This window comes from Actinomadura montaniterrae (assembly GCF_008923365.1).
In the GTDB taxonomy this organism is placed as follows: domain Bacteria; phylum Actinomycetota; class Actinomycetes; order Streptosporangiales; family Streptosporangiaceae; genus Spirillospora; species Spirillospora montaniterrae.
The window spans coordinates 14,549-35,194 of the sequence record NZ_WBMR01000045.1; the positions used below are offsets into that span (position 1 = coordinate 14,549).

Below are 20,646 nucleotides of genomic sequence, written 5' to 3' on the forward strand. Positions count from 1 at the left end.
CGGCCCGCGCTCAGAGGGGCGGGGTGCCGTGGGTGTGGAAGGACTCGATGGTCTTCAGGCCCCACGCCTGGCCCTTGGCGCGCTCCGCCTCCGTCCAGGTGATGGGTTTCCAGTCGGGTGCCAGGACGAGCCGCGCGCAGGGGTTGCACAGCTCGATGCGGTTGCCGCCCGGTTCGTAGACGTAGAGGAAGAACGTCTGCTGGATGGCGTGCTTGTGCGGGCCGGTCTCGATGAACACGCCGTTGTCGAGGAAGATGTCGGCGGCGCGCAGGATGTCCTCGCGGGTGTCGGTGGCGAAGGCGATGTGGTGCAGCCGGCCGTTGGCGCCCGTCCGGTCGCGGGTGTAGACGATGTCGTAGGACTTGTTGGTGAAGTGCAGCCAGCGTCCGGCGATGTCGCCGCTGTCGAGCCGGATCTGCTCGGTGGTGCGCCCGCCCAGGGCGTCGATCAGGAACTCGGTGCTCGGCTCGACCTCGGCGGACAGGAAGTTCACGTGGTCCAGGCGGCGTACGCACACGCCGCGCGCCGGGTACGCCTGCGCCTGGTTCTTCAGCGCCGGCCTCAGCTCCGCCGGCGCGTCGAACCACTCGCTCTCCCAGTACAGCTCCAGCTCGTGGCCGTCGGGGTCGCGGAACACGTAGGTCGGGCCGATGCCGGGGTCGCCGTCGCGCCAGCCGACGCCGAGGCCCGCCTCCTCGATCGCCTTCACGCGCCGGTCGAGGGCCTCCTGCGACCACGTCCGCAGCGCGGTGCGGCGGATGCCGGACGTGCCGTGCGCGGTGAGCTTCAGCGTGTGGTGCTCGTAGTCGTCCCACGTCCGCAGGTACACCGAGTCGCCCTCGGCGCCCACCTCGGTCAGGCCCATGACGCGGGTGAAGAACCGCAGGCTCTCGTCCGGGACGGGCGTCAGCAGCTCGACGCTCCCGACGTGCGCGATCTCGTGCGTGATCAAAGGGACCTCCGGGGGAAGACGGTTCCGTCGAAGAGCTTGCGGGCGGTGCGGACGACGCCGGCCCGCCGCACGGACGCGCCGCCGAGCTCGACCTCCACGTCCAGCCGGCCGGTGGGGTGCTCGATGCCCATCGGCGCGCCGGGCGCCGGGAGGCGGGCGAGGTCGTGGCCGACCGCGCCGTCCATGAGCAGCGCGGTCGCGACCGTGACGGCGCCGAGCACGCCGATCGAGGCGTGCACGCGCAGCGGGATGAAGGTGCGGGTGCAGATGGCGCCGCCGTCGCGCGGGGGCGCCACCAGCGTGGTCTTCGGGACGGACGCGTCCGACACGTCGCCGAGGCCCATCAGCTTCCCGGCGGCGAGCCGCAGCGACTGGATCCGGTCGCCGAGGCGGGCCAGGTCGGCGGGGTCCTCGTAGCCGGTGACGCCGAGGTCGGACGCGGCGGCGACCACGACCGGCATCCCGTTGTCGACGCACGTCACCTCGACACCGTCGACGACGTCCCGGACGTTCCCGGTCGGCAGCAGCGCGCCGCAGGCCGACCCCTCGGTGTCCTCGAAGCTCAGGACGATCGGGGCGGCGGTCCCGGGCACCCCCGAGATCGCGGTGCCGCCGTCGTAGCCCACGGCGCCGCCCGGCGTGGCGAACTCGGCGGTCGCGATGCTGTCGGAGTTGACCATCCGGATCCGCACGGCGGTGCGCCGCGGCCCGGCCGCGACGAGGCCGCGCTCGACCGCGAACGGGCCGATCCCGGCGAGCAGGTTCCCGCAGTTCTGCTTGTCGGAGACGGTCGGCTCCTCGACGCCGAGCTGCAGGAACAGGTACTCGACGTCGACCCCCGGCCGCTCCGAGGGCGACACGATCGCGACCTTGCTGGTCAGCGGGTGCGCGCCGCCGATCCCGTCGATCTGCCGGGGGTCCGGCGTGCCCATGACCCGCAGCAGCAGGTCGTCCCGCTCGGCGGGGTCGGCGGGCAGGTCTTCGGCGAGGAAGTAGGCGCCCTTGGACGTCCCGCCCCGCATCATCATGCAGCGGATCCCGGTGCTCATGATTCGCCGTACTCGCCGTAGGGGACGTACTCGACGCCCATGCCGGGCAGCCGCTCGCGCAGCCCGTAGCGGTCGAGCCCGAGTTCGCCCTTCTGGAACGCCGCACGGGTCGCGCGCTCCTTCTCCTCTCGCGCGCGCGCCGCTTCCACCGCGTCCGCGACCTTCTCGCGCGCCACGCGGACCACGCCGTCGTCGTCGGCGAGGATCGCGTCGCCCGCCCTGACGACCTGCCCGCCGATGGTCACCGGTACGTTGACCGCGCCCGGCGTCGCCTTCACCGTTCCTTGCGCGCTGACGGCCGCCGACCACACCGGGAAGCCCATCGCGTGCAGGTCGGCGACGTCGCGGACCCCGGCGTCGATCACCAGCCCGCGCACGCCCCGGTACTGCAGCGCGGTCGCGAACAGCTCCCCGAACATCCCGTCGGTCGACGGCGACGTCGTCGCGACCACCAGCACGTCGCCCGGACGGCACTGCTCGACCGCGACATGGATCATCAGGTTGTCGCCCGGCCACGACAGCACCGTCACCGCCGTCCCCGCGATCCGCGCGCCCAGGTGGACGGGCCGGATGCCCGGGCCGAGGTAGCCGATCCGTCCCATCGCCTCGTGGACGGTCGCGACCCCGAAGTCGCCCAGCTCGTCGACCAGCGCGGCGTCCGCGCGCGGCGGGTCGGTCACCACGACCGTCCTCACGCCAGCACCCCCGTCGTCTGCGGGTACACGCGGACGTACGCCTCGGCCATCGTCTCGTGGGGGAGGCCCAGGTTCGGGCCCGCGTTCCGCTTGAGCTGGACGCCCCGCCGCTTCGCCAGGTCGGTGTAGTACTCCCACATGTGCACCTGTGCGGGCAGGCACTCCATCGCCTTGCGCTTGCGCTCGAAGACCGGCGTGATGTCCAGCAGCACGTCCGGCTTGAACTCGCACTGCTCCGGCTGGTGGGGCTCGAAGAAGAACACCGGGGGCGCGCCCAGCGGCTCGCCCGGCGCGTCGTACCCGATGGCCTGCGCCAGCACCCGCGCCTGCATCGCCATGCGCGCCGCCGCCGGGTGGTCGCCGTTGTACGGGTCGGCGAGCGTGTGCGTCAGCACCACCGACGGCTCGAACTCCCGGTAGATGCGGACGAGGCGGTCCACCAGCTCGGGCGTCTCCAGCAGCGGGTAGTCGCCGGCGTCCAGGAACTCGATCTCGGCGCCCAGCTCGGCCGCCGCGGCCTCGGCCTCGGCGCGGCGCAGCGCCTTGATCTCTTCCAGGCCCTTGCCCTCGCGCCAGGCCCGCGCGGACTCCCCGCGCTCGCCGTAGCTCAGGCACACCACCTTCGCCCGGTCCCCGCGCTCGGCGGCCAGCGCGATCGCCCCCGCCGCCCGCCACACGAAATCACCGGCGTGCGCGCTCACCACGAGCAGCGGACCGACGGCATCGGTGCTCATCCAGATTCCTCCATCGACACGCGGAACACCCCCGAAGCAGGGTCGACCACCACGATCCTGAAACCTGTCGCCCAAATTGTCAACAATTCTGGCGCTTATCGTGCCGGGGTGAGGGCGCCGCGCGCCGCCTCCCTCACGCCGGACGGCGGTCCAGGGTGTCGTCGCCGGGCTCGCGATCGGTCCCGGGAACGGCCTCGTCCTCGTCCTCGGTGAGGAAGCCGCCGGACTGGTGGTGCCACAGCCGCGCGTACGCGCCGTCCGCCTGGAGCAGCTCCCGGTGCGAGCCCTGCTCGACGATCCGCCCGCGGTCGAGGACGACCAGCCGGTCCATCCGCACGACCGTGCTCAGGCGGTGCGCGACGACCAGCGCGGTGCGGTCGCGCATCAGCCGCCACAGCGCCTCCTGGACGAGGATCTCGCTCTCGGAGTCGAGGGCGCTGGTCGCCTCGTCCAGCAGCAGGATCGGCGCGTCCCGCAGGATGGCGCGGGCGAGCGCGACGCGCTGCCGCTGGCCGCCGGAGAGCTTGACGCCGCGCTCGCCGACCAGCGTGCCGAGCCCGTCCGGGAGGCCGTCGGTGAACTCGGTGACGTGCGCCGCCCGCGCGGCCCGCAGGACCTCCTCCTCGGTGGCGCCCGGCCGGGCGAAGGCGATGTTGTCGCGCACCGACCGATGGAACATCGCGGGCTCCTGCGGCACGTACGCGATCAGGCCGCGCAGGTCGGTCTGGCGCAGCCGCGCGATGTCCTGGCCGCCGACCAGGATGCGTCCCCCGTCGACGTCCATGAGCCGCAGCAGCAGCCGGGTGAGGGTGGTCTTGCCGCCGCCGGACCGGCCCACCAGCCCGATCTTGGCGCCGCCGGGGATCTCCAGGTCCAGCCCGTCGAACAGCGGCGGGCCGCCGCCGTGCCCGAAGCGCACCCGCTCGAAGCGGACCGACGCGCCGTCCGGGCGCAGCGGCTCCGGGTCGGGCGGGTCCACGACGGCCGGCGGCGCGAGGAGCAGCTCGGTGAACTGCGCGGCCTCGGTGAGCGTGCTCTCGATCCGCCGGTAGACCTGGTTGAACTCGAACATGATCCGGGTGGCGTTGGTGTAGTAGGTGAACGTCACCACGACGGCCTCCACCCCGAGGCCGCCGCGCAGCGCCACCGCGGCCAGCAGGCCGAGGACGCTCGTCAGGACCGACATCGGCGCGACGATCATGTCGACCCGCAGGTTGGCGTAGTCCCAGGAGCGCAGCGACAGCCGCCGCTGCTCCACCACCCGGGCCCGATACTCGGCGGCCTCCCGCTCCTCGGCGGCGAACGCCCGGACCGTCTCCATGTTGCTCACCACGTCGGCGACGTGCCCCGACACCCGCACCTTCGCGGCCTCGCGCGCGTCCACCAGCGCCTGCCGGCGGCGGATGAGCGGGACGACCAGAAGGCCGGTCAGGACGATCATCCCGACGAGCACCAGCACCAGCACCGGGTGGAACCGCCAGAGCACCACCGAGGCGAACGACAGCGGGATCACGTTGGCCATGATCGAGAACGCGAGGGTGTCGGTGAAGTCCTCGAACCCGCTGGAGAAGTTCAGGATCCGCTTGGTGAGCGCGCCGGCGAAGTTGTCGTGGAAGAACGCGGTCTCCTTGGCGAGCAGCTCGTCCATGCCGACGATGCCGAGCCATTCGATCCCCCGGCCCTCCGTCCGGTTGATGCAGTGCAGGCCCACCCGCCAGAACCCCTCGCCCGCCAGCATCAGGCCGGCGAAGCCGAGCAGGAAGGGCAGGAGCACGCCGAGGCCGCCGTCCCCGCTCCCGGCCAGGCGCCCGATGAGGGCGGCCACCACCAGCGGTGTCAGGTAGTAGAGGCACGTGTTGCCGAGGGCCGGGAAGGTCACCGCCGGAACCGAGACCCGCCAGTGCCGGCGCAGGGCGGCGCCGTAGTACCGCAACGCCAGCAGGACCGCTCGCCTGCGAGGCGCCGGGCCGTCCTGCGAACCGTTCCGTGCTCCTGGCAGAACCACGCGCCCCTCCCACGCCGCCGCGGACCTCATGCTGCCCCGAACCCTCCGGGACGGGCGAACGCTTTTCCGCGGACGGCGCCGGCCGTGTTCCGAAACCGAGGAGGAGCGCCGCCGGGCGCGCGCCGAAAGCGGGGGAGAGGGGCGCGCGCCGTCCTTCCGCGCGGTACCGGCCGCGGAGGAGGACACCCCGAAACGGGACGACTCTTATCCGCCGGCCGCCCATCCGAATGTGGCGGGGCGGGGAGCGGCGCCGACGTCCCGGCTAGAGGTCGACGGCGATCCCGAGCCCGCGCTCGCGGGCGGTGCAGTAGACGACCGAGGCCGCCGCGACGTCGAGTGCGGCGTGGCCGGTGGACTTGAAGAGCGTCAGCTCCGCGTCCGAGCGGCGGCCCGGTCGCCTCCCGGCGAGCACGTCGCCGATGAGGCGGGCCGCGGCCGGGTCGGTCCCCTGCAGCTCCCACGCGCCGGCCGGGGGCGGCTCGGTCACGGCACCGGGCCATTCGACGAACAGCGACGCGGCCCCGAGGGTCCCGGCGTCGAACTCCGGGCCGTCGGACCCGCCGACCGAGCTGAGATGGGCGCCGTCGCGCAGCCACGAGCGCCGCAGGACCGGCTCCCGGCTGGACGTGCAGCAGAAGACGGCGTCCGCCGACCTGACCGCCGCCTCGATCCCGGCCGCCGACGCGCCGGGCAGGCCCGCGACCAGCCGCTCCGCCTTGCCGAGGTCGCGCGCGCCGACCACGAGGTCCACCCCGTCCAGCGGCGCGAGGAGCTCGATCTGCGCGCGCGCCTGCGTCCCGGTGCCGATCACGGCGATCCGGGACGCGCCGGGCCGCGCGAGCGCACGCATGGCGACCGTCGCGGCGGCCGCCGTCCGCACCGCGGTGACCGCCTCGGCGTCCATGATCGCCAGCGGCCGCCCGGTGCCGGGGTCGAAGTGGGCGACGATGCCGCGGTGCGAGCCGTGGCCGCCCGGCGCGGCGCCGGGGAAGACCGCGACGAGCTTCGCCGACAGCCCCAGCCCGGGCACGTGGCCCGGCATCGCGCCCAGCAGGCCGCGCCCCGAGCGGGCCGCGACGCGCGGCGGCGCGGAGACCTCGCCTGCGGCGACGGCGACGAGGGCGGCGCGCACCGCCTCCAGCACCGCCTCCGGCCGCGCGGCCGCTCTGGTCTGCGCCCGGTCGAGGACGAGGACGCCGCCCGCCGGGTCAGTCATGGCCGGCTCCCGCGCCCGGACCGGCCAGCGCGCGCTCCAGCTCCGCCGCGGCGGCGGCAAGGTGCTCCTGGAGTTCGGCCTGCGCGGGATCGTCGAACTCGCTGTCCAGCCCCACGACGGTGATGGCGCACAGCGGACGGCCGCCGCCGGCGACGACGGCGCGGCTCAGCGACGCGATCACCTCGTCGTTCCGCCCGCGCTGCAGCGCGAAGCCGGTGCGCCGGGTCCGCTCGATGTCCGCCAGCAGCCCCGCCCGGCCGGACGGCGGATGCCCCTGCCGCTCTGCGGCGCGCAGGTACGGGACGCGGGCGGGCTCGTCGAGCGCGGAGACGAGGGCGAGGGGACCGGCGAACGTGTGGACCGGCAGCAGCTCGCCGAGCAGGTCGGTGAACATCGCCAGCCGCGGCGGGCGGACGGCGTCGATCACCCGGCCGCCCTCCGGTTCGAGCACCTGCAGGTTCACCATCATCCCCGTCCGGTCGGCGAGCGACTGGAGCACGGGCCGGCCGAGCACGGCCAGCGAGCCCGCGGCTGCGGCCTGGGAGAAGCGCAGGACGACCGGACCCGGCAGGTAGCGGTCCTCGCTGCGCATGATCCAGCCGCGCCGCACCAGGTCGACCAGGATGCGGTACGCGGTGGCGCGGTGCATGCCGGTCTCGTTCGCCAGCTCGGTCAGGCGGAGCGGGCGGTCGGCCCGGGCGGTGGACTCGATGAGGTCCAGGGCCTTGTCGACGGCGGACCCGGCCGGTCTGGGCAACGTCCCTCCACGGTCGCTGGACGGATGACCGATCTTGGGGCACCCTAACAGACGTTGTCATCAACACAACAGTTGTTTCATTGTAGGTAACATTCCTGGTAGCGGCCCTGTATCCGGTCGCCCAGGATCGAGAACGGAGACCCCGCGATCGCCATGACGGACGAGGACGCGCCCCCGGTCGCGGAGAACGACCCGGCCCCTGCCCCCTTCGCCGCCCCCGAGCCGGGCCGTGTCACCGCCTACCGCGGCGTGTCGCTGATCGACGGGACCGGCGGCCCCGTCCGGCACGGCATGGCGGTGGTGACGGACGGGCCGGTGATCAAGGCGGTGGTCCCCGACGCCGACCTCGGCCCGTCGGGGCCGCCCGGCGCCGAGACCGTCGACGTGCGGGGCGCGTTCCTGCTCCCCGGCCTGATCGACGCCCACCAGCACCTGTCGACCCCGCCGAACCGCGCGCAGGCCGAGGCGATGATGCGGCGGCAGGTCTACGGCGGCGTCACCGCGATCCGCGAGATGGCGGGCGACCTGCGGCAGATGGCCGACCTGGCGCGGGCGTCGCTGGTCGGCGAGATCCCCGGCCCGGCCGTCCACTGCGCGGCGCTGATGGCGGGCCCGGGGTTCTTCGACGACCCCCGCACCCACCAGGTGACGCAGGGGGCGGAGCCCGGCGCCGTGCCCTGGATGCAGGCGGTCGGCGAGGACACCGACCTGCCGCTGGCCGTGGCGGCGGCGCGCGGCACGGGCGCCGTCGCGATCAAGATCTACGCCGACCTCGACGCCGCGCTCGTCGCCCGCATCACCGCGGAGGCGCACCGCCAGGGGATGCTCGTGTGGGCGCACGCGGCGGTGTTCCCCGCCATGCCGGGCGAGGTCGTCGCGGCGGGCGTCGACGTGGTGTCCCACGTCCACATGCTCGTCCACGAGCTGTCCGGCGACCGGCCCCCGTCGTACCGGCGGCAGCGCGAGCACCTCGCGGACGCCTACCGGCGGTTCCTCGACGCACCGGCCGACGCCCTCGACCCCCTCCTCGACGACATGCGCCGGCGCGGGACGATCCTCGACGCGACCACCAGCCTCGTCGCGCGGATGCCGTCGAGCGCGCCGGGCGCGGCCGAGCTCGCTCCGCGCGTGCTGCGACGGCTCATCGACCGGGCGCGGCACGCCGGCGTCACGATCTGCGCCGGCACCGACTACGAGACGGCGCCCGGCGATGCGTACCCGTCGCTCCACGACGAGCTCCGCCACCTCGTCCGCTCGATGGGGATGCCGCCGCACGAGGCGATCCGCGCGGCCACCGCCGCCGGTGCGGCCGCCGTCGGGCTGCGGGACGCGGCCGGCACCGTCGAGCCGGGCGGGCAGGCCGACTTCGTGATCGTAGAGGCGGACCCGTACGAGGACATCGACCACCTGCGCCGCGTCGTCACCACCGTCAAGCGCGGCCGGCGCCACGACCGGGCCGACTACGACCGGCCGGCGGCCGGCGACCGGAAGGGAGCGCCCGATGGGCGTTGACATCGAGGACTTCATCGTCATCAACGCGCTCGGCGAGCTGGACGACCCCAACGCGCCCGCGTCGGCCGCCGCCTCCGGCGCGCTCGCACCCACCAGCGCCCAGCTGTCGATCAACGAGCGCGCGCTGGCGGACGCGCACGCGTCCGGCGTGACCGCCATCAACGTGACGCTCGGCTACACGCTCGGCGACTTCCCGCCCTACCGGCACACCCTGGACGAGATCCGGACCTGGGACGCGATCATCGCCGCCCACCCGCGCGACCTGATGCGGATCGACTCCGCCGCCGGCATCGCCGAGGCCAAGCGGCAGGGGAGGATCGGCATCATCTACGGCTTCCAGAACGCCGCCGCCGTGGAGGACCGCCCCGAGCGGGTCGCCGAGTTCGCCAGCCTCGGCGTGCGGATCGTCCAGCTCACCTACAACCAGGCGAACCGGATCGGCGACGGCTCGATGGCGCCCGGCAACCGGGGCCTGACGCCGCTCGGACGCGAGGTGGTGGAGGCCCTCAACGAGCAGCGCGTCATGGTGGACCTCTCGCACAGCGGCGAGCGCACGTGCCTGGAGGCCGCGCGCGTGTCCGCGCAGCCCGTCTCGATCAACCACACCGGCTGCCGCGCGCTGGTCGACCTGCCCCGCAACAAGACCGACGAGGAACTCCGCCTGGTCGCCTCCAAGGGCGGGTTCGTCGGCATCTACTTCATGCCGTTCGTCAACGCCACCGGCCACGCGACGGCCGCGGACGTGGTCGAGCACATCGCGCATGCGGTCGACGTCTGCGGCGAGGACCACGTCGGCATCGGCACCGACGGCGCGATCACCGCGATCGACGACCTGGACGCCTACCGGGACCGGCTCGCCGAGCAGGTGGCCCGGCGGCAGGCGGCGGGCGCGTCCGCCGCGGGCGAGCGCGCCGACACCTTCCCGTTCGTCGTCGACCTGCGCGGCGTCGACCAGTTCCGGGAGCTGGCGCGGCTGCTGGACGAGCGCGGCTTCTCCTCGACCCGGATCGAGAAGATCCTCGGCCTGAACTTCCTGAACTACGCGAAGGCGGTCTGGGGAGCCTGACGCCCGCCGGGCCGCGCCCGGCGCGGCCAGACCGCGGCCCGGCTGGACCGTGGCCCGTCTAGACGGCGCGGTGCAGGGCGAGGGAGAGGTTCACGGCGCCGTCGACGACGGCGTCGAGGTCGGTGCCGAGACGGCCGTCGGCCCACTGCTGGGCGAGCTCGGTCATGGCGCCGGTGAACATGGTGGCGGCGATGACGACGGGGAGCGGCGGGTCCTGGTCGCGGGTCATCGCGAGGACGCCCTCCAGCAGCGCGGTCTGCGCGGCGCGGCGGCGGGCGGCGAGGATCTCGTTCCCGCGCGCCTCGGCGAACAGCACGCGCCCGCGGCCCGGGTCGTCGCTGATGAACCGCAGGACGGCGCGGATGCCCGCGCGGGTGCGCGCGCCGGGGCGCGGGCCGGCGTCCTCGACCGCGCGGGCGAGGACCACGCCGAGCGCGGTGGCCTGCTGGTCGTACACGGCCGCGAGCAGCTCGGCGGTGTCGGCGAAGTTCTCGTAGAAGTAGCGCGTGTGCAGCTCGGCCTCGCGGCACACCGCGCGGACGGCCAGCGCCGCCTCGCCGCCCGCGGCGAACAGCCGGTACGCGGCCCGGACGAGCATGTCGCGCCGCTCGTCCCGGCGCCGGGCGGCGGGGACCCCGGCCCAGCGGGTGTTCGCGGCCGTCCGGGCGTTCGCCATGGCGGCCACGATACCAAGTCTGGACACGCATGTACCCAAACACTTACGCTGATGTCTGGACACAGTCGTATCCAGAATCTGACGGGAGCGCCGGGATGGCACCCAGGACGAACATCCTCGCGGCACGCTTCGAGCGGGCCTTCGACGCCGAGATCCGGTCCCGGTTCTTCCGGGGCCTGGACTTCGCCGGACCCGAGGGCGACCCGGGCTGGTTCGGCCCGGACAGCGCGGTCTGGTACGTCCACTCGCACCTGCCGACCCTGGTCCTCGGCCTGGTCGGCGCCGCCTACATCGAGGGCCTCGACCCCAGCATCAGCTGGATGGCCTACGACCACTCCCGCATCCCCGAGCGGGTGGACGGCGTCCCGACCGGCGGCATCGACCCGGAGGGCGCCGCCGTCCGGCTCGGCCACTCGCTGTCGTTCTTCATCGGCACCGCCTACGGCTCCACGGCGACCGCCGAGCGGCTCGCCCGCACCGTCCGCGCGATGCACCACACCGTGAAGGGCACCCGCCCGGACGGCCTGCCCTACGACGCCGACGACCCCGACTGGCTGCGCTGGAACTACGCCACCGTCGTGTGGGGGCTCGCCACGGCCCATGAGCGCTACCACCGCAAGCCGCTGCGCGGCGCCGACCTGGAGCGCTACTACGGCGAGTTCGTCCGGGTGGGGGAGGCGCTCGGCGGCACCGACCTGCCCGCGACGAAGGCGGAGGTCGCCGAGTGCCTGGAGTCCTACCTGCCGCGCCTGGCCGTCACGCCGATCAAGGCGTTCGGCACCGGCCCGAACCTGCGCGGCAACGGCACCAAGCCGTGGGAGCCCGGCAGCCAGTTCATGGACTGGGCGGCCCGCGACATGCTGCCCGAATGGGCGCAGAAGCTGGCGCTCTACCAGCGGCCGAACCCGCTGGTGCTGCGCATGCGCCGCAGCGCCCTGTGGCTCGCGCTCAACGGGCTGTACGACGCGACCGGCCCGCTGCCGGAGTTCCGGCAGGCGAAGGCCCGGGTGGCAGGCGGCACGTCGGCCCCCGTCGCGGTGACCGCGCCGTCCGCGCCCGACCCGGCGCTGACCCGCGAGGAAGTGGAGGCCATCGCGTAGCGGCCGGCGCCTCGCCGGAGCGCCCGCGGTCTAGCGGGAGCGTTCCGCGCGGCGGGTACCGAGGCAGGCTAGTACGGCGAGCGCGGACAGCGCCGCCATGCAGGCCAGCGCGTACCGGTAGCCGACGACGAGCTGCTGGACGCCCTGCCCCGGCACCCGCGACAGGTCCCCGGCGAAGACGTGCGCGCGCAGCGCCGTCGGCACCGGGCCCGCGATGATCGAGAAGGCCAGGGCGGTGCTCACCACGATGCCGGTGTTCTGCACCATCAGCCGCATCGCGTTGACGACGCCGAGCCGGTGCGACGGCAGGCCGCTCAGCAGCGCCGTCGCGTTGGAGGGCAGGAACGTCCCCGACCCGGCGCCCAGCAGCATCAGGCCCGCCGCCACCGGCGCGTACGGGACGCCGCGTCCGAGCACCGCCAGCAGTTCGAGCAGCCCGAGCGTCGTGAGCGCGGTGGCGAGGACCGTCATGGTCCGCGCGCCGACGCGGTTCTCCAGGAAGCCGGCTCCGGTGGACGCCAGCACCGCGACCGCCGACATCGGCAGCACCTTGAGCCCGGCCGTGACGGGGTCGTCGCCCTGCACGGACTGGAAGAACAGCGCGAGCAGCACGACGGCGCCCATCCGCGCGGTCGCGTTGAGGAACGTGGCGAGCAGCCCGAGCGCGAACGGGCCGTCCCGGAACAGGGCGATGTCGACGACGGGACGCGCGGAGCGGCGCTCGACGGCGAGGAAGACCGGCAGCAGCACCGCGAACACGGCGATGCCGCCGAGCACGACCGGGCTGCCCCATCCCCGCTCGTTGACCTGCGAGAGTCCGAACAGCAGCCCGCCGAGGCCGGCGAGGACGAGCAGGTTGCCCGGCAGGTCGACGCCGCGCTCGCGGGACGCCGCCTCCACGGGACGCAGCGCGACGGCGCCCCAGACCAGGCACAGCACGCCGAACGGGACGTTGTACCAGAACACCCAGCGCCAGCCGAAGGCGTCGGTGAGGTAGCCGCCGAGGGTGGGCCCGGCGAGCTGGGCGATGGAGAACGAGGCGGTGTAGACGCCCATGGCGCGGCCGAGCCGCTCGCGCGGGAACGCGTCGGTGACGATGGCGGCGCTGTTGGCCAGCAGCATCGCGCCGCCCGCGGCCTGTAGGACGCGCAGGCCCACGACCGTCCAGGCGGTCGGCGCGAAGCCGAGCAGCAGGCTCGCCAGGGTGTACGCGCCGAGGCCGGACAGGTACATCGCGCGGCGGCCGAACATGTCGGCGAACCGCCCGAACACCACGATGAGGACGGTGCTGGCCAGCATGAACGCCAGCAGCATCCAGTTCGCGGCGAGCGGCCCGGCGTGGAAGTGCCGCACCACCGACGGCAGGGCGACGTTGAGGGTGTTGCCACCGAGGCCGGTCAGCACGCTCGCCATGCTCACCGCGGACAGCGTCCACCACGGGTCGCCGGGCCGTCCGGCGGCGGGCTCCGGGCGGCGGACGGCGGGCGTCGTCCCGGTCACGCGGGTGCGCCGGCAACGCCCATGCGGGCCTCCCGACCGACGAGCGAACGAACCTCTTTCTAGATCTTGATACTAGAACTCGATTCGAGAATCTAGCCCTTGACGGTACTGAATGAACGGTCTTTTAATTCCGTCCATGGGCCGGATCGCGGGCGTCACGGCGGCCGAGACGCGGGAGCGGCTGCTGCGCGCGGCGGCCGACGTCTTCGCCGAGCGCGGATACGACGGCACGCGCGTCGCCGACATCGCCAGTGCCGCCGGAGTCAGCAACGGCGCGCTCTACGCGCACTTCGGCTCGAAGGGCGAGCTGCTCGTGGCGGCGCTGCGCACGCACGGCCGGCGGATGCTCGCCGAGCTCGTCGCCGCCGACCCGGAACGCTCGATCACCGAGTCGCTGCTGATCATCGGTCGGTGGCTGCCGAAGCGCCGGGACGCGCGCGGCCACCTCGTCGTGGAGGCGCTCGTCGCGGCCCGCCGGGACGCCGACGTGGCCCGGCCGATGCACGGCTACATGGACGAGCGCGCCGCCGTGCTCGAAGAGCTGGTGCGCGCGGCCCAGGCCGGCGGGGAGATGGACGGGGCGCTGTCGCCGAACGCGATCGCGCACTTCTGCCTGCTGCTGGCGATGGGCAGCGTGCTGGTCCCCCCGGAGATGCACGGGGTCGGCGACGAGGAGTGGTCCGCGCTGCTGACCCGCGTCGTCGCGGCCTTCGCACCGGCCCGCCCCGCGCCGGGGGAGCCGGCGGGTCCCGAAGCGCAGACAGGAGGAACGCGATGAAGGTGCGGATCGATCCCGGGCGCTGCCAGGGGCACGGCCGCTGCTACGACCTGGCCCCCGGCCTGTTCGGCGAGGACGACGAGGGCTACGGCACCGTCCTCGGCGACGGGACCGTCCCGGCGGGCGGGGAGCAGGACGCGCGCCGCGCGGCGGCCAACTGCCCCGAGCGCGCGATCACCGTCGTGAAGGAGGCGGAGGCATGACCACCGACGGCGAGACCCCCACCAGGACCGCCGAGGAGGCGGGCACCGGCGACGACCGGTTCACCCAGGGCTTCGAGGAGATGCGCGAGAGCCGCCCGCTCGGCACCCGCAACGAGGTCGTCACCGGCCCCGTCGCGGACTGGGCGACCGACTTCTCCCACATGGAACCGGAATGGGCCGCCGACCCCTACCCGATCCAGGACGACCTGCGGCGGCGCTGCCCGATCGCGCACACCGGCCGGTTCGGCGGCGGCTGGCTGCCGACCCGCTACGAGGACGTCAGCGCGATCGCCTACGACACCGAGCGGTTCTCGTCCCGGTCGATCGTCATGAGCAACTTCCGCCCGCCGCTGGAGGCGGCGCCGGTCGGCGGGGTGCCGCCGATCTCGTCCGACCCGCCGTTCCACCACGACGCGCGCAAGCTGCTGCTGCCGGCGTTCACCAAGACGGCCGTCTCGCGGCTGGAGCCGGCGACCCGCGCGTTCTGCCACGCCCTCATCGACGGCCTGGAGCGGGACGGAGGCGTCGTCGACGCGGCCCGCGACTACGCCCAGCACATCCCGATGCGGGTCATCGCCGACATGCTCGGGTTCCCGCCGGAGGACGGCCCGAGGTTCCGCGAGTTCGTCGAGAACGCGCTGGAAGGCGTCAACCGGCCGCCGGACGAGCGCATCGCGCGGATGGAGAAGCTGTTCGACTACCTCCTCGACCAGATCCGCGACCACGTCGCCCACCCGCGCGACGACCTCACGACCTACCTGATCAACGCCGAGCTGTACGGCCGCAAGCTCGACCCGTCGCACGTGTCCGGGACGATGGCGCTGCTGCTGATCGCGGGCATCGACACGACGTGGAGCGCGATCGGCGCGTCGCTGTGGCACCTGGCGAAGACGCCGGCGGACCTGGAGCGGCTGGTCGCCGAGCCGGAGCTGCTGCCGACGGCGATGGAGGAGTTCCTGCGCGCCTACGCGCCGGTGACGATGGCGCGGCTGGTGAAGCAGGACATGCACTGGCGCGGCGCCGACATGAAGGCCGAGGACTGGATCCTGCTGTCGTTCCCGGCCGCCAACCGCGACCCCGAGCAGTTCGACCGCGCGGACGAGGTCGTCATCGACCGGGAGGTGAACCGGCACGCCGCGTTCGGGCTCGGCATCCACCGCTGCGTCGGCTCGCACCTGGCGCGTATGGAGCTGCGCGTCGCGCTGGAGGTCTGGCTCGAACGGTTCCCGCGCTTCACCCTCGACGACCCGTCGGCGGTGACGTGGGCCGCCGGGCAGGTCCGCGGCCCCCGCACGCTGCCCCTCCGCATCGGCTGACCCGCCCTGTCCGGGCGCGGCCGCCCGCCGCGCCCGGACCCACCCGCCCGAGCCCGGGCGGCTCGCCGCGCCGGGACCCGTTCAGCCGGCCTCGGGCAGCTCGTCGCGGATGTCGAAGACGCGTTCCAGCCCGGTGACCCGCAGCACGTTGCGGACGCGCTCGGTCGGCCGCACCAGCACGAACCGGCCGCGCATCGCGGCGATCCGCTTGCTCGCCCGGATCAGGACGTTCAGCCCCGACGAGTCGCAGAACGTCATGCGGGTGACGTCGACGACAACCCGCGGCCGCCCCTCCGCGCCGATCGCCTTCGACAGATGCTCGTCCAGCGTCCCGGCCGTGGCGAGGTCCAGCTCTCCCGCGACCGTCACCACCGTCCAGCCCGCGTGCTCGGCGACGCCGAAACTCGCGCCGTCGCCCGGCGCCCCATCAGCGGCCCCCATGCGCTCACCCTCCGATCGTTCCCCTCGGGCACCCTAGGGGATCACCGGCGCAGCAGCCTGGCGGCACCCACCGCCGCCCCAGTGGCGGCCGCTCCCGCGGTCGCCGCGCCGACCAGGTACTTGTGCTTCGCCGCCCACAGCTGCGGGCTGTGCGGGTGGGCCTCCTCGTCGAACCGGCCGTGCGCGCCGTAGTCGCGGCCGCCGGCGTCGTCGGCGGGCTCCCACAGGTTCGCGGGCTGGTCCGGCGGGCGCTTCTGCCCGGTCTGCTGCGACGAGAACGCGGTCCGCGCCAGGTAGCGGTCGAGGAGCCCCGCGGCGAACTTGTTCGCGATGAGCGTGCCGACCGTGCTCCCGCCGACCCAGTACTCGCGGCGCCGCGGATGCTCCGCCGCGTACAGCAGCGCGTCGGCCGCGATCTCCGGCTGGTAGATGGGCGGGACCGGCTGCGCGCGGCGCGGCAGCCGCGACAGCACCCAGCTGAACTGCGGGGTGTTGACGCCCGGCATCTCCACCATCGTCACCTTGACGCCGGGGCACGCGTGCAGCAGCTCGGCCCGCAGCGAGTCGTGCAGGCCCTGGACGGCGTGCTTGGCGCCGCAGTACCCGCTCTGCAGCGGGATCCCCCGGTAGGCCAGCGCCGACCCGCACTGGACGATCACGCCGCGCCCGCGCGGCATCATCCGCTTCAGCGCCGCCCGGGTGCCGTTGACATAGCCGAGGTAGGTGACCTCGGTGATGCGCTTGAACTCGTCCGGCTCGATCTCCCAGAACGGCGCGAACACCGACGAGAACGCGACGTTCACCCACACGTCGATGGAGCCGAACCCGTCCTCGACGCGCTGCGCGGCCTCCTCGACCCCGGCGTGGTCCGCGACGTCCACGCTGATCGGCAGCGCGCGCCCGCCCGCCTTCTCGACGTCCGCGGCGGCGCCGTCCAGGCCCTCCTCGCCGCGCGCCAGCAGCGCGACCCGGGCGCCGCGCCCGCCGAACACGCGCGCGGTGGCGCGGCCGATGCCGCCGCTGGCACCGGTGATCACCACGACGCTGTCCCTGTCGATCCCGTACTTCATCGCGGCCCTCCAACCGGATCCGTCGGCACACGGCAGCACTGCCCGCACAGACGCGTCCGTAACGCGGCGCGGCGCCGCGTCCGCCCGGATCCGTGGTGCTTCGGGCGCGTTCGCCCGCCGGGGAGCGGTCACCCGGGGCGGCGGCTACCCGGGGCTGAGGGGGAGCCGCACGACCATGCAGGTGCCGGACGTCCGGTCGGCGATGTGCAGGGTGCCGTCGTGGGCGCCGGCGATCTGCCGGGCGATCGCGAGCCCGAGGCCGGTGCCCTCCGGCTCGCGGCTTCGCGCGTCGGGACGGCGGTAGAACCGGCGGAAGACGGCCTCCCGCTCGCCCGGCGGGATGCCCGGCCCGTCGTCGAGGACCTCCAGGACGGCGTGCCCGTCGGTGCAGCTGAGCCGCACCTCCACCCGGCTGCCCGCGTGCCGCTCGGCGTTGGACACGAGGTTGTCCAGCAGCCGCGCCAGCCGGATCGCCGAGCCCCGCACCAGCAGCCCGCGCTCCAGCCGGGTCGCGACCGCCACGTCGGGCTCGCGGCCGGCCAGCTCGTCCTCCACGAGCCGCGCCAGGTCCACGGTCTCGGTCTGGACGGGCGCGCCGGCCTCCAGCCGGGCCAGCTCCAGCAGGTCCGTGACGATCTCGCCGAGCCGGTCGGCGTCGTGCAGCGCCGCGTGCAGGACTTCCTGGGAGTCGGCCTCGGGATCGGTCAGGGCGAGCTGCAGGCGGGTCTGCAGGCCGGTGAGGGGCCCGCGCAGGTCGTGTGAGGTGTCGGCGACGGCCTGCTGCTGCCGCCGCAGCGCGTCGCGCATCGCGGCGTTCGCCCGCCGCTCGTCCTCCTGCGCCTGGTGGAGCCGCTGGTTGACGTCCTGCAGTTCGCGCGCGCGGGCGAACAGCTCGGCCTCGACCGCCTCCACCCGGGCCGCGGCCGGCTCCCCGGAAGGGTGGCCCTGATGCAGCTGCTTGATGTACGCGGTCACCTCCTCCGCCCGGTGGATGAGGGCGATGACCCTGCCCGCGGAGTCGAAGAGCGGAGCGTTGCGGACGCTCCAGTACCGCTCCTCGTAGTCCCCGGGCCGGTCGGCCCTCTCCACGTCGTAACGCAGCAGCGGCATGACCTCGGTCTCGCCCTCCGCCGCCACCCGCTCCAGCGACGCCCGGACGTCGGAGATGCCGTGCCCGCCGGGGCCGCCGGGGAACATCTCGTAGAAGTGGCGGCCGAGGAGCCGCTCCCGCGGCTGCCCCGCGAGGCGCTCGTAGGCGCGGTTGACCGTCACGTACCGCAGGTCGTTCGTCAGCACCGCGCAACCGACGGGCATCGCGTCGAAGACCGCAGACAGGTCGATCTCGGCCACCCTCCATATCTATCCGGTCAGGGCAAAAGGCCGGGAAGCCCCGGGCATCCCGGCCGCAAAACCCCGGCCTCAGCCGGGCACGGACGGCCCGCGGCCGCGCCGCGCCGCCCGCGCGGCGGCCGTCCCCGGCGGCTCCGGCGCCTCCGCGGCGCCGAGCTCCTCGATCACGTCGCGCATGGCGCCGCACAGCGCGTCCATGTCGGCCACCAGCGTCGCCTCCGCGCTGATCCCCATGTTCAGCATCCCGGTCCAGCCGAGGGCGCCGACCGCGAGCGGCGCGCCCGGCCCGGTCGGGACGATCGGGTGCGCCACGATCAGCGGGGCGCCGGCGAGCCGCGTCGGGGTGTTCGAGCCGGGGAGGTTCGTGGCGATCGCCTGGAACGTCCGGCCGCCGTACACGGCCCGCGCGAACGCGTCGTGCAGCACCGGCGGCAGCGCCCGCGACGCCCGCTGCATCACGAACGCCGAGGCCAGCGCCCGGGTGCCGGACCGCAGCCGGCGCGTCGCCGCGGCCAGCGCGCGCAGCCGCTCGATCTCCGGCATCGGCCCGTACGGCAGGTCCACCATGACCGCCGACGTGTGGTTGCCCTCGGGCGGCACCACCGGCCCGCCCGTCATCAGCGGCACCGCGACCCGGAGAGTGGACCCGGCCTCCGGCCCGCCCGCGGGCGGGCCGACCCGCCGCAGCCCCCCGGCCAGCGCGCACAGCACCACGTCCGTCACCCGCACCCGGTGCCTGCGGGCGAGGTCGCGGACCACCGGCATCGGCAGCCGGAACGTGCCGAACGCCCGCTCCGCGGTGCCGCTCGACGGCAGCCGCGTCCTCTGCCGCGACTCCGTCGCGAGCTGCGCGATCCCGGCGACCGTGCCGAGCGCGCGGCGCGTCGCCGACGGCCCGGCGCCCGCGGCGGGCAGCGCGTCCGGGGGCGTCAGCATCCGCAGCACGTGCGTGATCACGCCCATGCCGTCCGCGACGACATGGTGCATCAGGAAGATCACCGCCGACCGGTCGGGGGCGTACCCCCGCACGAGGATCATCCGCCACATCGGCCGGTCGCGCGGCAGCGGCTCGCTCTGCAGCGCGCCGACGAGCGCGTTGAGCCCGGCGTCGCCGCCCTCCGCCAGGACCGCCTCGTGCACGTGCCAGCCCCAGTCGATCACCGGGTGCTCGACCCAGCGCCGCCGCCGCAGCCGCGACGCGGGGGTCATCCGCTGGCCCAGCCGGGGCAGCTCGTCCAGCTTCCCGCGCAGCGTCGCGATCATGTCCGCGCGGCTCGGGGACCCGTCCGGCGCGTCGAGGAAGATCAGCCCGCCGACGTGCTGCGGCGTCCGGTCCGACTCGACGGCCAGGAAGAACGCGTCCTCGGGCGGGACGATCGGGGCGCGCGGGCGGCCGGGGTCCCGGTCGGTCACGAGGTAGGCGAACACGACCACGGCGAGCGCGCCCCCCGCGTCCAGCAGGTAGTGGTTCGCGGTCGCCATGATGACGTAGAGCGTCACGAAGACGTGCAGCAGGCTCGCCGCCTGCAGCCACCGCCGAACCGACAGGCGGGCCAGCTCGACGCTCACCCACAGCGCCCACGCGACGTGCAGCGACGGCATGGCCGCGAGCCGGTCGGCGTGGTCGACGACCGGGCTGCCCCACGACCCCCACGTGCCGTGCTTCATGACGGTGTCCACGAACCCGAGGTCGGGCACCAGGCGCGGCGGCGCCACCGGCCATAACGCGAAGCAGACCGCGCCGATCACGTTGATCAGAGCGAAGGAGTTGCGGGCGACCCGGTAGCGCTCGGGGCGCCTGCGGTACAGCCAGGCCAGCAGGAGCAGCGTGCTGGCGAGGTAGACGGTGGCGTACTCGTAGTTCGCGGCGACGGCGACGGACCGGTGCGCGGCGAGCCAGTCGTTGAGCGGTTTCTCGGCGGCGATGTGCAGCGTCCGCTCGAGGTCGTAGATCCGCCGGCCGTGGTCGGCGGCGGCCGCGTGCCGGTCGCCGACGGGGACGGCGGCGGCGACGGCGTAGAGGGCGAAGAGCGACAGCCCGAACGCGAGTTCGCGCGCGAGCGGGGGCCGGCGGCCCGGCGCGGAGGGGAGCGCGGAGGGGTCGGTTTCTGGGGTCACCAACCACTAGTAACCCAAAAACTTGGCCTATACACATATATATGATCGGTTTCGCGTTTACCCAGCGATCAACGGGGTTATGGGGACCACTGCGACCGGCAGAGCGCC

The 20,646-nt window shown here is 74.2% G+C and carries 19 protein-coding genes; 6 read left to right on the forward strand and 13 right to left on the reverse strand.

The genetic code is table 11. The features are described from left to right. Nucleotides 1-10: 10 nt before the first annotated feature. From F9B16_RS17840 to F9B16_RS17870, 7 genes are all read right to left on the reverse strand, one after another. Nucleotides 11-952: a catechol 2,3-dioxygenase gene (locus F9B16_RS17840; protein ID WP_151541213.1), complete on the reverse strand. Its 942-nt coding sequence runs from the start codon at nucleotides 950-952 to the stop codon at nucleotides 11-13. Next, complete coding sequence (locus tag F9B16_RS17845) at nucleotides 949-2,001, reverse strand: 4-oxalomesaconate tautomerase (RefSeq protein ID WP_151541214.1); 1,053 nt, start codon at nucleotides 1,999-2,001, stop codon at nucleotides 949-951. The genes F9B16_RS17840 and F9B16_RS17845 overlap by 4 nt, the downstream gene beginning before the upstream one ends. After that, nucleotides 1,998-2,696, reverse strand: a complete 699-nt coding sequence (locus F9B16_RS17850) for a 4-carboxy-4-hydroxy-2-oxoadipate aldolase/oxaloacetate decarboxylase (protein WP_151541215.1) — start codon at nucleotides 2,694-2,696, stop codon at nucleotides 1,998-2,000. Before F9B16_RS17850 ends, F9B16_RS17845 begins: the two co-directional genes overlap by 4 nt. Beyond that, on the reverse strand, nucleotides 2,693-3,430 hold the full coding sequence (locus F9B16_RS17855) for a PIG-L deacetylase family protein (RefSeq protein WP_151541216.1): 738 nt from the start codon (nucleotides 3,428-3,430) through the stop codon (nucleotides 2,693-2,695). The genes F9B16_RS17850 and F9B16_RS17855 overlap by 4 nt, the downstream gene beginning before the upstream one ends. Before the next feature lie 133 nt (nucleotides 3,431-3,563). Further along, entirely contained in the window at nucleotides 3,564-5,435 is a 1,872-nt protein-coding gene (locus tag F9B16_RS17860; RefSeq protein ID WP_225991716.1) for an ABC transporter ATP-binding protein, read from the reverse strand. Nucleotides 5,436-5,697: 262 nt separating this feature from the next. Then, the gene (locus F9B16_RS17865; RefSeq protein ID WP_151541218.1) at nucleotides 5,698-6,651 is read right to left on the reverse strand and encodes an ornithine cyclodeaminase family protein; all 954 of its coding nucleotides are present in this window, start codon (nucleotides 6,649-6,651) and stop codon (nucleotides 5,698-5,700) included. Next, nucleotides 6,644-7,408 (reverse strand): IclR family transcriptional regulator, encoded by a 765-nt coding sequence (locus F9B16_RS17870; protein ID WP_151541219.1) that lies wholly within the window; start codon nucleotides 7,406-7,408, stop codon nucleotides 6,644-6,646. The genes F9B16_RS17865 and F9B16_RS17870 overlap by 8 nt, the downstream gene beginning before the upstream one ends. A 153-nt stretch (nucleotides 7,409-7,561) precedes the next feature. On the opposite strand from F9B16_RS17870, the gene F9B16_RS17875 reads away from it, so the two are divergent. Both F9B16_RS17875 and F9B16_RS17880 read left to right on the forward strand, forming a co-directional pair. Continuing rightward, nucleotides 7,562-8,920 (forward strand): amidohydrolase family protein, encoded by a 1,359-nt coding sequence (locus F9B16_RS17875; RefSeq protein ID WP_151541220.1) that lies wholly within the window; start codon nucleotides 7,562-7,564, stop codon nucleotides 8,918-8,920. After that, nucleotides 8,910-9,986: a dipeptidase gene (locus tag F9B16_RS17880; RefSeq protein ID WP_151541221.1), complete on the forward strand. Its 1,077-nt coding sequence runs from the start codon at nucleotides 8,910-8,912 to the stop codon at nucleotides 9,984-9,986. The genes F9B16_RS17875 and F9B16_RS17880 overlap by 11 nt, the downstream gene beginning before the upstream one ends. A gap of 58 nt (nucleotides 9,987-10,044) precedes the next feature. Here F9B16_RS17880 and F9B16_RS17885 read toward each other — a convergent pair whose 3' ends face one another. Beyond that, a complete protein-coding gene (locus F9B16_RS17885; RefSeq protein WP_151541222.1) occupies nucleotides 10,045-10,662 on the reverse strand; it encodes a TetR/AcrR family transcriptional regulator in 618 nt (205 codons plus the stop codon). 95 nt (nucleotides 10,663-10,757) lie between these two features. On the opposite strand from F9B16_RS17885, the gene F9B16_RS17890 reads away from it, so the two are divergent. Next, nucleotides 10,758-11,762, forward strand: a complete 1,005-nt coding sequence (locus tag F9B16_RS17890; RefSeq protein WP_151541223.1) for an oxygenase MpaB family protein — start codon at nucleotides 10,758-10,760, stop codon at nucleotides 11,760-11,762. 30 nt (nucleotides 11,763-11,792) lie between these two features. Here F9B16_RS17890 and F9B16_RS17895 read toward each other — a convergent pair whose 3' ends face one another. Then, nucleotides 11,793-13,262, reverse strand: a complete 1,470-nt coding sequence (locus F9B16_RS17895; protein ID WP_225991717.1) for an MFS transporter — start codon at nucleotides 13,260-13,262, stop codon at nucleotides 11,793-11,795. Nucleotides 13,263-13,398: 136 nt separating this feature from the next. Between F9B16_RS17895 and F9B16_RS17900 the strand changes: the two genes are divergently transcribed. From F9B16_RS17900 to F9B16_RS17910, 3 genes are read left to right on the forward strand one after another with little or no spacing between them, the layout of a single operon-like run. Continuing rightward, complete coding sequence (locus F9B16_RS17900; protein ID WP_151541224.1) at nucleotides 13,399-14,040, forward strand: TetR/AcrR family transcriptional regulator; 642 nt, start codon at nucleotides 13,399-13,401, stop codon at nucleotides 14,038-14,040. Continuing rightward, nucleotides 14,037-14,243 carry a ferredoxin gene (locus tag F9B16_RS17905; RefSeq protein WP_151541225.1) on the forward strand — a complete coding sequence of 69 codons (207 nt, stop codon included), beginning with the start codon at nucleotides 14,037-14,039 and terminating at the stop codon, nucleotides 14,241-14,243. Before F9B16_RS17900 ends, F9B16_RS17905 begins: the two co-directional genes overlap by 4 nt. Beyond that, entirely contained in the window at nucleotides 14,240-15,559 is a 1,320-nt protein-coding gene (locus F9B16_RS17910) for a cytochrome P450 (RefSeq protein WP_151541226.1), read from the forward strand. The genes F9B16_RS17905 and F9B16_RS17910 overlap by 4 nt, the downstream gene beginning before the upstream one ends. Before the next feature lie 81 nt (nucleotides 15,560-15,640). On the opposite strand, the gene F9B16_RS17915 is transcribed toward F9B16_RS17910, so the two are convergent. From F9B16_RS17915 to F9B16_RS17930, 4 genes are all read right to left on the reverse strand, one after another. Then, nucleotides 15,641-16,000 carry an STAS domain-containing protein gene (locus tag F9B16_RS17915; protein ID WP_151541227.1) on the reverse strand — a complete coding sequence of 120 codons (360 nt, stop codon included), beginning with the start codon at nucleotides 15,998-16,000 and terminating at the stop codon, nucleotides 15,641-15,643. Nucleotides 16,001-16,041: 41 nt separating this feature from the next. Next, the gene (locus F9B16_RS17920) at nucleotides 16,042-17,070 is read right to left on the reverse strand and encodes an SDR family oxidoreductase (RefSeq protein ID WP_151541228.1); all 1,029 of its coding nucleotides are present in this window, start codon (nucleotides 17,068-17,070) and stop codon (nucleotides 16,042-16,044) included. A gap of 144 nt (nucleotides 17,071-17,214) precedes the next feature. Next, nucleotides 17,215-18,420 (reverse strand): sensor histidine kinase, encoded by a 1,206-nt coding sequence (locus F9B16_RS17925; protein WP_151541229.1) that lies wholly within the window; start codon nucleotides 18,418-18,420, stop codon nucleotides 17,215-17,217. Between the two features lie 69 nt (nucleotides 18,421-18,489). Further along, nucleotides 18,490-20,538: a bifunctional phosphatase PAP2/O-acyltransferase family protein gene (locus F9B16_RS17930; protein ID WP_225991718.1), complete on the reverse strand. Its 2,049-nt coding sequence runs from the start codon at nucleotides 20,536-20,538 to the stop codon at nucleotides 18,490-18,492. Nucleotides 20,539-20,646: the final 108 nt, after the last annotated feature.

Excerpts from the sequence above, each read along its gene's own strand:
- F9B16_RS17875 (WP_151541220.1), top strand. The coding sequence starts at position 7,562 with ATGACGGACGAGGACGCGCCCCCGGTCGCGGAGAACGACCCGGCCCCT.
- F9B16_RS17855 (WP_151541216.1), bottom strand. The coding sequence starts at position 3,430 with ATGAGCACCGATGCCGTCGGTCCGCTGCTCGTGGTGAGCGCGCACGCC.
- F9B16_RS17900 (WP_151541224.1), top strand. The coding sequence starts at position 13,399 with ATGGGCCGGATCGCGGGCGTCACGGCGGCCGAGACGCGGGAGCGGCTG.
- F9B16_RS17905 (WP_151541225.1), top strand. The coding sequence starts at position 14,037 with ATGAAGGTGCGGATCGATCCCGGGCGCTGCCAGGGGCACGGCCGCTGC.
- F9B16_RS17890 (WP_151541223.1), top strand. The coding sequence starts at position 10,758 with ATGGCACCCAGGACGAACATCCTCGCGGCACGCTTCGAGCGGGCCTTC.
- F9B16_RS17865 (WP_151541218.1), bottom strand. The coding sequence starts at position 6,651 with ATGACTGACCCGGCGGGCGGCGTCCTCGTCCTCGACCGGGCGCAGACC.
- F9B16_RS17920 (WP_151541228.1), bottom strand. The coding sequence starts at position 17,070 with ATGAAGTACGGGATCGACAGGGACAGCGTCGTGGTGATCACCGGTGCC.
- F9B16_RS17885 (WP_151541222.1), bottom strand. The coding sequence starts at position 10,662 with ATGGCGAACGCCCGGACGGCCGCGAACACCCGCTGGGCCGGGGTCCCC.
- F9B16_RS17880 (WP_151541221.1), top strand. The coding sequence starts at position 8,910 with ATGGGCGTTGACATCGAGGACTTCATCGTCATCAACGCGCTCGGCGAG.
- F9B16_RS17910 (WP_151541226.1), top strand. The coding sequence starts at position 14,240 with ATGACCACCGACGGCGAGACCCCCACCAGGACCGCCGAGGAGGCGGGC.
- F9B16_RS17845 (WP_151541214.1), bottom strand. The coding sequence starts at position 2,001 with ATGAGCACCGGGATCCGCTGCATGATGATGCGGGGCGGGACGTCCAAG.
- F9B16_RS17915 (WP_151541227.1), bottom strand. The coding sequence starts at position 16,000 with ATGGGGGCCGCTGATGGGGCGCCGGGCGACGGCGCGAGTTTCGGCGTC.